The 12,624-nt window shown below is 34.6% G+C and carries 13 protein-coding genes; all 13 read left to right on the top strand.

Annotation, left to right across the window (positions count from 1 at the left end; all coding sequences use genetic code 11):
• Positions 1 to 202: 202 nt before the first annotated feature.
• The 13 genes from rimP (at position 203) to BJL90_RS16280 (ending at position 12,559) form a co-directional block, all read left to right on the top strand.
• Complete coding sequence (gene rimP, locus BJL90_RS16340; RefSeq protein WP_070970419.1) at positions 203 to 667, top strand: ribosome maturation factor RimP; 465 nt, start codon at positions 203 to 205, stop codon at positions 665 to 667.
• A gap of 11 nt (positions 668 to 678) precedes the next feature.
• Positions 679 to 1,722 (top strand): transcription termination factor NusA, encoded by a 1,044-nt coding sequence (nusA, locus tag BJL90_RS16335; RefSeq protein WP_070970416.1) that lies wholly within the window; start codon positions 679 to 681, stop codon positions 1,720 to 1,722.
• Between the two features lie 13 nt (positions 1,723 to 1,735).
• Positions 1,736 to 2,008: an RNase P modulator RnpM gene (rnpM, locus tag BJL90_RS16330; protein WP_070970414.1), complete on the top strand. Its 273-nt coding sequence runs from the start codon at positions 1,736 to 1,738 to the stop codon at positions 2,006 to 2,008.
• Positions 1,995 to 2,312, top strand: coding sequence for a L7Ae/L30e/S12e/Gadd45 family ribosomal protein (locus BJL90_RS16325; RefSeq protein ID WP_070970411.1), 318 nt, complete (start codon positions 1,995 to 1,997; stop codon positions 2,310 to 2,312). Before rnpM ends, BJL90_RS16325 begins: the two co-directional genes overlap by 14 nt.
• 61 nt (positions 2,313 to 2,373) lie before the next feature.
• Positions 2,374 to 4,521: a translation initiation factor IF-2 gene (gene infB / locus BJL90_RS16320; protein WP_070970408.1), complete on the top strand. Its 2,148-nt coding sequence runs from the start codon at positions 2,374 to 2,376 to the stop codon at positions 4,519 to 4,521.
• A gap of 22 nt (positions 4,522 to 4,543) precedes the next feature.
• A complete protein-coding gene (rbfA, locus tag BJL90_RS16315) occupies positions 4,544 to 4,933 on the top strand; it encodes a 30S ribosome-binding factor RbfA (protein ID WP_070970406.1) in 390 nt (129 codons plus the stop codon).
• On the top strand, positions 4,914 to 5,885 hold the full coding sequence (locus tag BJL90_RS16310) for a DHH family phosphoesterase (protein WP_081562052.1): 972 nt from the start codon (positions 4,914 to 4,916) through the stop codon (positions 5,883 to 5,885). The genes rbfA and BJL90_RS16310 overlap by 20 nt, the downstream gene beginning before the upstream one ends.
• A 4-nt stretch (positions 5,886 to 5,889) precedes the next feature.
• Entirely contained in the window at positions 5,890 to 6,774 is an 885-nt protein-coding gene (truB, locus tag BJL90_RS16305; protein WP_070970403.1) for a tRNA pseudouridine(55) synthase TruB, read from the top strand.
• A gap of 12 nt (positions 6,775 to 6,786) precedes the next feature.
• The gene (locus tag BJL90_RS16300; protein WP_070970401.1) at positions 6,787 to 7,731 is read left to right on the top strand and encodes a bifunctional riboflavin kinase/FAD synthetase; all 945 of its coding nucleotides are present in this window, start codon (positions 6,787 to 6,789) and stop codon (positions 7,729 to 7,731) included.
• An 83-nt stretch (positions 7,732 to 7,814) separates the two neighbouring features.
• On the top strand, positions 7,815 to 8,078 hold the full coding sequence (gene rpsO, locus BJL90_RS16295; protein ID WP_070970399.1) for a 30S ribosomal protein S15: 264 nt from the start codon (positions 7,815 to 7,817) through the stop codon (positions 8,076 to 8,078).
• A 203-nt stretch (positions 8,079 to 8,281) separates the two neighbouring features.
• Positions 8,282 to 10,405 carry a polyribonucleotide nucleotidyltransferase gene (locus BJL90_RS16290; protein ID WP_070970396.1) on the top strand — a complete coding sequence of 708 codons (2,124 nt, stop codon included), beginning with the start codon at positions 8,282 to 8,284 and terminating at the stop codon, positions 10,403 to 10,405.
• A gap of 105 nt (positions 10,406 to 10,510) precedes the next feature.
• Positions 10,511 to 11,242, top strand: a complete 732-nt coding sequence (locus tag BJL90_RS16285) for a polysaccharide deacetylase family protein (RefSeq protein ID WP_070970392.1) — start codon at positions 10,511 to 10,513, stop codon at positions 11,240 to 11,242.
• A gap of 63 nt (positions 11,243 to 11,305) precedes the next feature.
• Positions 11,306 to 12,559, top strand: coding sequence for a M16 family metallopeptidase (locus BJL90_RS16280; protein ID WP_070970389.1), 1,254 nt, complete (start codon positions 11,306 to 11,308; stop codon positions 12,557 to 12,559).
• Positions 12,560 to 12,624: the final 65 nt, after the last annotated feature.

Genomic DNA, 12,624 nt, shown 5'->3' with positions numbered 1-12,624 from the left:
CTTGCAAGAAAAGGTACTTTATGATATACTCAATGTAACAATATAGGTTTATTCTGTAGGAGTGGGAAGATGCCCACTCTTTCCTATTATTCAGAATGAATAAGAAAACACTACATAGAATGATGTTAGCGAGGAATAATTCTAAAAAAAATTACAAAATATACAAGTATAATTTAAAACTAAATATTAGGGAGGTTATAAAATGGGGAAGGTCAGTGTAGAAAAAATAACTGAAGAATTGGTAAGCCCAATTCTGGAAAATGAAAACTTTGAACTAGTGGATATTGAATTTAAAAAAGAAGGACCCCATAAATATTTAAGAGTGTATATTGACAAACCAGAGGGAATCACATTGGACGATTGCCAAAAAGTCAGTGAACAATTGAGTGAGAAATTAGATGCGTTAGATCCCATCGAAGAAAACTATTTTTTAGAAATTTCTTCGCCAGGTTTAGATCGACCACTAAAAAAAGATAGTGACTTTGAAAAGTTCAAAGGTGAAAATGTAGAAGTAAAGCTATATGAAGCTATTGATAATAAAAAGATTTTTGAAGGTGAACTTATTGGTTTAGAGGACAATAAAATTAAGATAAATACAGCTGACATAGGTTTAGTGGAGATACCTAAAGAAAAAGTTGCGATTACGAAGTTGGCTATTAAATTTTAGGGGGTATAATAATGAATACAGAGTTTATAGAAGCTCTAGAGCAAATCCAAAAAGATAAGGGTATCTCGAAGGAAATACTAATCGATGCAATTGAAGCTGCATTAATCTCAAGTTATAAAAGAAACTTTGGCTCAGCACAAAATGTAAGAATAGAAATTAATAGAGAAACCGGCGAAGTCCATGTTTATTCACAAAAAAGAGTAGTAGAAGATGTTGAAGATGATTTGCTAGAAATCAGTTTAGAAGAAGCAAAGGAAATTGATAGAAATTACGAAGTAGAGGACATTATAGAAAGAGAAGTAACACCTAGGAATTTTGGAAGAATAGCGGCTCAGACTGCAAAACAGGTAGTTGTTCAAAGGATACGGGAAGCTGAACGCGGTGTGGTATATGAAGAGTTTATTAATAGAGAGTCTGATATCATTACTGGCACCATAGCTAGAGTAGCAAAGGGCATTGTTTATGTGAATTTAGGGAAAACAGAGGCAACCTTGAGTCCTACAGAACAAATACCTAATGAAGAATATAAACATGGAGAAAGAATCAAAACCTATATTGTGGAGGTGAAAAAAACCACAAAGGGGCCGCAGGTATTAGTTTCTAGAACACATCCAGGACTTATTAAAAGATTATTTGAGCTAGAAGTACCAGAGATTCATGAAGGTGTGGTAGAAATTAAAAGTATTTCCAGAGAGGCAGGTTCTAGAACAAAAATTGCTGTAGAATCAAAGGATCCTAATGTAGATGCTGTTGGAGCATGCGTTGGCCCAAAGGGCACAAGAGTGCAGGCAATTGTAGATGAGTTAAGGGGAGAAAAAATTGATATTATTAAATATAGTGAAGATCCCAGTGTGTTTATAGCCAGTTCTTTAAGTCCGGCAAAAGTGCTATCTACAGATGTTAGTGTTGAAAATAAAACAGCAAAGGTTGTTGTTCCTGATTATCAGCTTTCTTTAGCTATTGGTAAAGAAGGCCAAAATGCGAGGTTAGCGGCAAAATTAACCGGCTGGAAAATAGATATCAAAAGTGAAAGTCAAGTAAAATCTGCTGACTAAAGGTGGTGAACCTATGAAGGTAAGAAAAATTCCACTAAGAAAATGTGTAGGATGTAATGAGATGAAGGGAAAAAAAGAACTAATTAGAATTGTTTGTAATAAGCAGGGGGAAATCAATGTAGATCTTACAGGAAAGGCCCATGGTAGAGGTGCTTATATTTGTAACAATAAAGATTGTTTTGAAAAGATAAAAAAATCAAAAGCCCTGAATCGTGCATTTCAATCAGAAATACCTGATGAAGTTTATGAAAAACTTATTAAGGAGATTAGTGATGGTGGACAGTAAAATTAGCAATTTGTTAGGATTGGCTATGAGGGCTGGCAATATTGTATCTGGAGAAGAAACCTGCAAAAAGGAACTGAAAAAGAGTTTATACCTAGTGATTGTTGCGGAAGATGCTTCTAATAACACAAAAAAAGTGTTTTCTGACAAATGCAGCTACTACAATGTACCTTTAAAATTCATGGGTACAAAAGATGCGTTAGGACATTGTATCGGAAAAACTTCCAGAGCTACCATCGGTATAAAAGATAAAAAGCTTGCAACGGTGCTTTTAAACTGTATGAATCATATAGATATATGCCCTTAGTATATTAAAATTGGTAGGTGTATATTTATAGGGACTAGATTTAATTTAGGGGGTGATTACTTTGTCAAAAGTAAGGGTATATCAATTGGCAAAACAACTAAAAGTCAGTAGCAAAGAATTAATCGAAAAGATGAAGGAGTTATCGGTAGAAGTAGGAAATCATATGAGTACCATAGAAGATGATGATGCAAAGCTATTGCTAGAGCTATTTACTGAAGAAACATCAAGTGAACCTCAAGAAAAACCATCCTATAATAAAAAAGAAGATAATAAAGAAACAAAAGTTATAGAAAAAGAACCTAAGGTTATAAATAAAGAACCTAAGGTTATAAATAAAGAACCTAAGGTTATAAATAAAGAAAAAAAACCAGTTGTAGATAAAGTGGACAATAACAAAAAAAACAAAAAGAATACCGATGCTTTTAAGAAAGAAGAACACAATACTATGGAAGAAAAAGGTGAACAAGTGATACAAATAGAAGAGAAAATTATTGTTAAAGATTTTGCAGAAAAAATTCAAAAAAGTCCTACTGAAGTTATAGGAAAGTTAATTAAGATAGGGGTCATGGCTTCTATTAATCAAGAGATCGATTTCGAAACCGCTAAAAGTATTGCTAGTGAGTTTGAAATAGAGATCGAAAAAAATGTAGAAATACAAGAAGAAGATACAGATTTATTTATTCCAGTTGATAAAGAAGAAGATTTGAGGCCTAGGCCGCCAGTAGTAACCGTGATGGGGCATGTTGATCATGGTAAAACTTCTTTGTTAGATGCTATTAGAGAGACCCATGTAACGGAAAAGGAAGCTGGGGGGATTACACAACATATAGGAGCTTCTGAAGTAGTGATTGACGGTAATAAAATTGTATTTTTAGATACACCAGGTCACGAGGCATTTACAACAATGAGGGCAAGAGGAGCAAAGGTAACGGATATCGCTATTTTGGTAGTGGCAGCTGATGATGGGGTGATGCCACAAACCGTAGAAGCAATCAATCATGCAAAGGCTGCAGGTGTACCAATTATCGTTGCCATCAATAAAATGGATAAAGAGGGGGCTAACCCTGACAGAGTAAAACAAGAGTTATCTGACCATGGTGTGATTATAGAAGAGTGGGGCGGAGATGTTATTAGCGTACCTGTCTCGGCGCTTAAAGGAACGAATATAGACACTTTGTTAGAAATGATTCTATTGGTAGCAGAAATGGAAGAACTAAAGGCAAACCCTAATCGTAGTGCTATAGGAACTGTTATTGAAGCAGAACTGGATAAAGGCAGAGGTCCCGTGGCTACAGTTCTTGTACAGAACGGTACTTTGAAGGTTGGAGATTCTGTAGTTATAGGTACAACCTTTGGTAGAATAAGAGCTATGGTAAATGATAAAGGGAAACGGGTAAAACAGGCTTTTCCTTCTACTGCTGTGGAAATCACAGGGTTTTCTGAAGTACCGGAAGCGGGAGATCAGATGATTGTTGTAGAAGACGATAAGACTGCTAAGGAGATTGCTAATAAGCGAATAGATAAAGTAAAAGAAGAACAAATGAAGAAGAGTCAAAAAATTTCTTTAGATGCTCTCTATAGCCAGGTACAGCAAGGAGCCATTAAAGAGCTAAATCTTATTATTAAGGCAGATGTACAGGGTTCTGTGGAAGCAGTAAAACAGTCAATTGAAAAACTTTCTACTGAAAAGGTGGTTATTAAAGCCATCCATGGGGGGGTAGGTGCCATTACAGAATCTGATGTGATGCTGGCTTCAGCTTCTAATGCCATTATTATTGGATTTAATGTTAGACCTACTTCTAGTGCAACGGCTTTAGCCAAGAAGGAAGATGTAGATGTAAGAAGCTATAGAATTATCTATAATGCGCTAGAGGACATTGAGGCAGCTATTGAAGGTATGTTAGACCCTGAATATAAAGAAGTAGAACTAGGAAAAGCAGAAGTTAGAGCAACCTTTAAAGTCCCTAACATTGGTACGATTGGCGGTTGTTATGTAATCGAAGGTAAAATTTTAAGAAATGCTAAAATTAGATTGGTAAGAGATGGTATTGTTATTCACGATGGTGTGATAGGATCATTAAAAAGATTTAAAGATGATGCGAAAGAGGTAGCTACCGGATACGAGTGTGGTATCGGCATTGATAACTTTAATGATCTAAAAGAAGGGGATATTATAGAAGCTTATCAAATGCAGGAAATTAAAAGATAAAGAAGAAAGGATGAGGGAGACCTTGGCATATCCTAGAGTAAGTAGACTAAACGAAGAAATGAAAAAATATATCAGTGATATTATTAGAAATGAACTGAGGGATCCTAGAATATCACCTTTGACAAGTATTATTGCTGTGGATGTCACGAGAGATTTAAGGTATGGAACTGTTTATATAAGCGTTCTAGGGAACGAGACAGAAAAGCAAGAGACAATAAAAGCGCTAGAAAAATCGGCTGGCTATGTAAGAAGAGAAGTTGGAAAAAAAATCAAAACCAGATATACCCCTGAAATTATTTTTAAATTAGATGAGTCTATTGAAAAAGGCATAGACATGTACCATAAAATTTCTAAGATAAGTCAGGAACAAAATCATCAAGAGGAAGAAAACAATGAAGCAAATGAGGAATAATCCTTTATCTTTATTAGATACACATAGCAAAGTTGCTATATTATCTCACGTATCCCCTGATGGGGATAGTTTAGGTTCTCTAATCGCTTTAGGGCTGGCAATGAAAAAACTGTGTCAGGGGGTTTATATTTTTAGAAATGATTTGTTTCCTGAAAAATACAAGTTTTTACCAGGATATCAGCAGGTTGAAGCCTACAGAGAAGATTGTCAACAGGATTTTGACTTTTGTTTTGTATTAGATTGTGGAGACGAAAAGCGTTTAGGCTATAGCGAGGTCATCTTAAAAAGAAGTAAGAAGATCATCAATATTGATCATCATATAAGCAATACAGCCTTCGGAGATATAAACCTTCTAGATACAGAAGCCTCTTCAACCTGTGAAATAGTATATAATCTATTGAAGGACTTTGGACTTGCATTGGATGTAGATATAGCAACCTGCTTATACACTGGTATTGCCACTGATACAGGTAATTTTGTTTATGATAATACCACCGCCTATACCCATCAGGTGGCTGCTGAACTGATGGGATTTCACATAGATCTTCATAAAATTTCTTATCACTTGTATCAGAATAAGCCTTTAAATAGTGTGCGATTTCTTGCCCATGTGTTAAATCATATGGAGATAGGTTTTGATGGAAAGGTAGCAATCATAGCAATACCTGAAGAACTATTGAAAAAGTTTAATGTTCTTTCCAGTGATGTAGATGGTGTGATTAACTATGCAAGAGATATTCAAGGAATAGAGATAGCGATATTATTGAAAGAAAGTGCAGGCGGGGAAGTAAAAGTAGGCTTTAGAGCTAAAAAGGATATAGATGTAAGCCTACTGGCAGGGAAATTTGGTGGTGGAGGCCATAAAAAAGCCTCAGGAGCCACCATAGAAGGTACCATAGAAGAAGTAAGGAAAAAACTTGAAGAGCAAATAACAATGGACTTAGGTTGGTGATGACTTGAAGGGTATTTTAAATATTTTAAAACCTCCAGGAATGACTTCCCATGATGTAGTAGCTAGGGTAAGAAAAAAAACAAAGATAAAAAAAGTAGGACACACAGGAACTTTAGACCCCAATGCAGCTGGGGTTTTACCCATATGTATCGGACAAGCTACAAAAATTTCTCAGTTTTTATTGGATAGTACAAAGCAATATAGAGCTGAATTAACCTTAGGCATTGAAACAGATACACAAGATATTTATGGCAATACGATAGAGAAGAAGGTTGTAAAGCTTTCTTCCGATGAAATAGAAAAAACTATCTTAAGCTTTGTTGGAGAATATTATCAAACGCCTCCCATGTACTCAGCGTTAAAAGTAAAGGGCAAAAAATTATATGAGTTGGCAAGACAAGGAATAGAAATAAGTCGTGAAGCTAGAAAAGTACAAATCCATCAAATAAACATTATTCGTATGATGGGAGAGAAAGTTTTATTTGACGTGGTCTGTTCCAAAGGAACTTATATTAGGACCTTATGTCATGATATTGGAAAGATATTAGGTTGTGGAGGTGTTATGTCCTTTTTACTACGCACAGCCACCCATAACTTTGACATAGGCTCTGCAATTACATTAGAAGAACTCCAACAAACAGAGGATGTTGAAGCCTATCTTAAGCCCATTGACTTTCCCTTAAGTCATATACTTAAAATTGATTTTGATGCTGCCTATAAAAAAGCAGCTTTAAATGGCAATAAACTATATATAAAAGACAGCTTTTATTCCATTCCTATGGAAACTGAAGTAAGAATCTATGTAGAGGAAAACTTTATAGGTATTGGTAATATCAAAGAAGACAGTGAAAAAAAGCGATATGTTAAATTTTCTAGGCTGTTTGCTTAAAGGAGCGTACTTATGCAGGTAATATATCATCATCAAGAAGTCAATAAAAAAATCGAAAGAGGTATAGCTCTAGGAAACTTTGACGGGGTACATACAGGTCATCAAAAACTTATTCACCATTTATTGCAAAGATGCAAGCTTAAAAATCTGCAATCCTGTGTTTATACTTTCGTGAGCCATACAATGCCTGTGATAAATAATAAAAGTTCTTTACAATATATTACGAACATAGATCAAAAGAAAAAAGTTTTTGAAGATCTAGGAATTGAATTACTGGTTTTAGATGCATTTAATAAAGCGTTGATGGCTCTTTCTCCAGAGGAATTCGTGGAAGAGATATTAGTAAAGGAACTAAACTGCAAGGAAGCGGTGGTAGGGTTTGATTATCGTTTCGGCCATAAGGCAAAGGGAGATCCTCTACTACTGAAAAAACTTGGAGAAAAACACGGGTTTAAAGTAAGTATTATTGATGCTGTTAAGATAGAAGAAGAAAAAGTCAGTAGCTCTAATATAAGACAATACTTAAAAAATGGCGATATAGAAAAAGTCAATTTGTTTTTAGGTAGATACTTTTCTCTTCATAGTAAGGTGATTCATGGAGATGCTAGAGGTACAAAATTATTGGGGTTTCCAACAGCTAATATTTTTATTGATGCATTTCAACTGATTCCAAAGGCAGGGGTGTATGCCACTTTAGTAAAGGTTGGAGAAAAATTTTATAAAGGAGCTACTTCAGTAGGTATAAAGCCTACTTTTGAAGGCAAGACTTCTTCTATTGAGACCTTTATTATAGACTTTCACGGTGATTTATACCATGAATATATAGAAGTTTATTTTGTTAAAAGATTAAGGGGCGAGATAAAATTTTCTTGCCCAGAAGACTTGGTAAAACAAATTAATGAAGATGTAAAACAAGTAAAAAATCATTTACAATATGGTTTAAATGTGCTAAAATGATTAAGGTTAAAGAACCTATTCTCGGTAATTTGATTCACCGACAGTTACTTAGAATAAGGGGATATAAATAAGGAGGTGAAAGTATGGAAAAAGATAAAAAGCAGTCTATTATAGGAGAGTACAAAACACATGATAGTGATACAGGTTCACCAGAGGTTCAGATTGCATTATTAACTGAAAGAATCAATCACTTAAATGACCATCTTAAGATGCATAAGAAAGACCACCACTCTAGAAGAGGTCTTTTGAAAATGGTAGGTAAAAGAAGAAACTTACTTAACTATGTTAAAGAAAAGAACATAGAAAGGTATAGAGAGCTTATTCAAAAACTAGGCTTAAGAAAATAGTATAGAGCGGGATTTCCCGCTCTATTGTTTAATTTACATAATACTCAAAAATAACATAAACTAGACAGTAATTTATTTATACATAAAAGGAAATAATAATCATGTAGTATATTAGCATCTGTAGACAACCAACGACAAAAAGTAATAAAATAGTTGATTATCTATAAAGCGATGCTGATAACGAAAGGAGGAAATATACTGTAATGATAAAAACTTTTAAGACGGAGATTGCTGGCAGTTCTTTTGAAGTAGAGGTTGGAAGACTAGCACGGTTATCTAACGGTTCATGTTTAGTAAAGTATGGAGATACAGCGGTTTTGGTAAATGCTTGTGCTTCACAGGCGCCAAGAGAGGGCATTGACTTTTTTCCATTAAGTGTAGACTATGAAGAAAGATTGTATGCAGTTGGTAAAATTCCTGGTGGTTTTATAAAGAGAGAAGGAAGACCATCAGAAAAAGCAGTGCTGACCTCAAGGTTGATCGATAGGCCCATAAGACCTTTATTTCCTAAAGGATATAGAAATGAGGTACAGGTGATAGCAACAGTACTATCAGTGGATCAAGATTATTCTTCTGATATCGTAGCTATGATTGGTTCTTCTGTTGCACTTTCTATATCAGATATTCCTTTTTACGGCCCTACTGGTTCTGTAAGAGTTGGTATGGTAGATGGGGAATATGTGATTAATCCCAATAGTAAACAAAGGGAAATCAGTGACTTGGACTTGATTGTTTCAGGAACAAAAGATGCTGTTATGATGATCGAGGCTGGTGCCAATGAATTAACTGAGAAGCAGATGTTGGATGCAGTTGCCTTTGGTCACGAGGAAATCAAAAAAATTGTGGCATTTATTGAAGAAATTGCTGTTGAGGTAGGAAAAGCAAAACAAGAAGTCATTCTCTTTGAGATAGATGAAGCTTTAGAAAAAGAAGTAAAAGAATATGTAGGAACAAGAATATTAGAAGCTATAAAAACTGTGGATAAAACAGAGCGCAATGAAAAAATTGATGCGGTAAAAACTGAAACTTTAGAATATTTTGCTGAAAAATATGAAGATGATTTAAAGGATATAAAACAGATCTTAGAAGGCATTGTTAAGAATGAATTTAGAAGTATGATTCTTAGGGAGAAAAAAAGACCTGACGATAGAGGTTTGGAAGAAATTCGACCTATTTCCTGCGAAGTTAGTGTATTACCTAAGACCCATGGTTCTGCTTTGTTTACTAGAGGAGAAACACAGGTTTTGAATGTTGCAACTCTAGGAGCATTGGGGGAAGTACAAATTCTTGATGGCTTAGGTGAAGAACAGTCTAAAAGGTATATGCACCACTATAATTTTCCTCCCTATAGTGTTGGTGAAGTGAAATTTTTACGGGGACCTGGAAGACGTGAAATAGGACATGGTGCTTTAGCTGAGAGGGCTTTGGAACCTATGATTCCACCTCAAGAAGAATTCCCTTATACAATAAGATTGGTATCAGAGGTTTTAGGTTCTAATGGTTCCTCCTCTATGGCTAGTGTATGCGGCAGTACCTTATCCCTATTAGATGCTGGTGTTCCTATTAAGAGTATGGTAGCAGGTATAGCAATGGGATTAATCAAAGAAAATGACGAAGTAGCCATTCTATCGGATATTTTAGGGATGGAAGACTTTTTAGGAGATATGGACTTTAAAGTTGCAGGTACCGAAAAGGGAATTACTGCCATTCAATTAGATATTAAAATTCATGGCATGGATCAAGAAGTTATGGTAAGAGCACTGGAACAGGCAAGAGTGGGAAGACTACACATTATGGGAAAAATGAAGGAAATCATTGATACACCACGCCAAGAACTTTCACCTTATGCGCCAAGAATACTTACCATGAAAATCAATCCAGATAAAATTAGAGATGTTATTGGTACCGGTGGAAAGACCATCAATAAAATTATCGAAGAGACTGGTGTTAAGATCGATATCGAGAACGACGGTACGATTTATATTGTTTCTGAGAATAGAGAATCTGGAGAAAAAGCACTAAAAACCATTGAAAATATTGTAAAAGAGCCAGAAATAGGAGAAGTCTACAAAGGAAAAGTTGTAAAAATAACAAATTTCGGTGCATTTGTAGAGATTTTACCTGGCAAAGAAGGCTTAGTGCATATTTCTAATTTAGCCCATGAAAGAGTGAATAAGGTAGAGGATGTTCTTGCAGTGGGACAAGAACTTGAGGTGAAAGTAATGGAGATTGACCAACAAGGTAAAGTGAACTTATCTCATAAAGCTTTATTACCTAAACCTAATGTAAATAAAGAAAAAAAACAAGAGGATCATAAGAAAGCATAAACCATAAAGGTTTATGTTTTTTTTATGAAATTTTATTTCTATAGAATAACTCTAAAATTTTGGAATAATATATTATCAAAACCATTGTTTAAAGGGGGTAAGTATATGATTGTAATTTTGAACAAAAAATTTCTTCGTATAATCGTTGCAGTTATTTTATTACTTATAATAATTATTACAGGAACAATACTATATAATAGGAAAGCTGCTACCAGTACAACAACGAATTATGCCACAGTGAATAGACCCATCGAAAGAGGGAATGAAAATAGTGATTACATAGCCTTTGCTTGCAATGTAGACTGGGGCAATGAGGTTATACCAGAAATATTAGCTATTTTAAAAGAAAAAGAGGTGAAAATCACTTTTTTTGTAACTGGAAGATGGGTGAAGGCCTTTCCAGAAATGTTTCAAGAGATTGTTAAGGCTGGACATGAAATTGGCAGCCATGGCTACCAACATGTTGATTACAGCAAACTGACATTAGACCAAAATAAGGAACAAATAAAACAAACGGAAGAACTTATCATGCAATATAGTGACAAAAAACCAGTTTTATTTGCACCTCCTTCAGGAGCTTATAATGAATATACTTTAATTAGTGCACAGGAATTAGGTTATAAAACCATATTATGGTCTATTGATACGATTGACTGGCGACAGGGAAGTACTAGGGATGTTATTGTAAAAAGAGTGATAGAAAAACCCAATCATCGGGGAGCTATTGTACTGATGCATCCTATGCCAGAAACAGCAAAGGCACTACCTACCCTTATAGATGAATTGCAGGGAAAAAACCTTAAAGTTGGAGGCGTAAGTGATGTCTTAATGGATTAGGTTGCATATATGGCTAAACTACATTATAATGAATAAGAAAAATCAGTTACATAGGAGGATAAAATGTACAAAAAACATACACTAGATAACGGTTTAAGAGTAGTAACAGAGCATATACCCTTTGTCAAGTCCATTTCAATTGGTGTTTGGATTGAAACAGGATCAAGATATGAAACAGCTACGAATAATGGTATTTCACACTTTATAGAACATATGTTATTTAAGGGAACCACCACAAAATCAGCGAAGGAAATAGCAGAAATCATTGATGGCATAGGTGGGCAAATTAATGCCTTTACCAGTAAAGAATGTACTTGTTATTATACTAAAGTCTTAGATACCCACTATGAACTAGCTCTTGACCTTTTAGCAGATATGTTATTCTCCTCTAAAATCGATGAGGAAGATATAGAAAAAGAAAAAAGTGTTGTATACGAAGAAATTAGTATGTATGAAGATTCACCGGAAGATTTAGCACATGACTTATTGTATCAGTCTATTTTTAAAAACAGTTCTTTAGGTCTTCCTATATTAGGAACCAATGATTCACTTAAACCAATAGGTAGAAGTGAGATTATTCATTATATGAAAAAATACTATACTGCTAATAATGCTGTCATATCTGTAGCAGGAAACTTTGACGAGGATAGTCTCCTGAAAGTGATTGAGAAGAAATTTGGTCAATGGGAAAGAACAGAGGAGCTAACGAAAAAACAGGAACCCCTTCAATATAATTTTCAATCTGTTTCAAAATCAAAGGATATCGAACAGGTACATCTTTGTTTAGGATTTAAAGGTATCCCCTTGGGACAGAGCAAACTATACCCTTTGCTAATTGTCAATAATATACTGGGAGGAAGCATGAGCTCTAGACTCTTCCAAAATATTAGAGAAGAGAAGGGTTTGGCTTATTCTATTTATTCATACCCTTCAAATTACAAAGGCGGAGGTTTATTGACGATTTATGGAGGCATGAGTCCTCACCTACTGGAAGAAGTAACGGCATTAATTTATAAAGAGCTAGAAGAACTTCGTACAAAGGGACTGACTTCTTCAGAGTTGAATAAATCAAAAGAACAGCTAAAAGGAAATTATATCTTAGGATTAGAAAGTACAAGTAGTAGAATGACATCCATAGGGAAATCAGAACTATTACTAAATAAAATATATAGCCCTAAAGAAATTATTGAAAAAATTGATACCGTGAAGATGGAAGACGTTGAAGAAATTATTCAGGAAATTATTGATTTAGATCATGTTGCTTCAACCGTCGTAGGAAAAATAGAAAAAGATTTTGTGCTCAATAAGGCTAAATAACTAGCCTTATTTTCAAGTTTATATATCATAAAAAATTTTATCATAAATGATAAAGAATATATTAT

The sequence above is a fragment of the Clostridium formicaceticum genome (genome assembly GCF_001854185.1).
Classification (GTDB): domain Bacteria; phylum Bacillota; class Clostridia; order Peptostreptococcales; family Natronincolaceae; genus Andreesenella; species Andreesenella formicacetica.
This window is presented reverse-complemented; position numbering and strand designations above follow the sequence as displayed.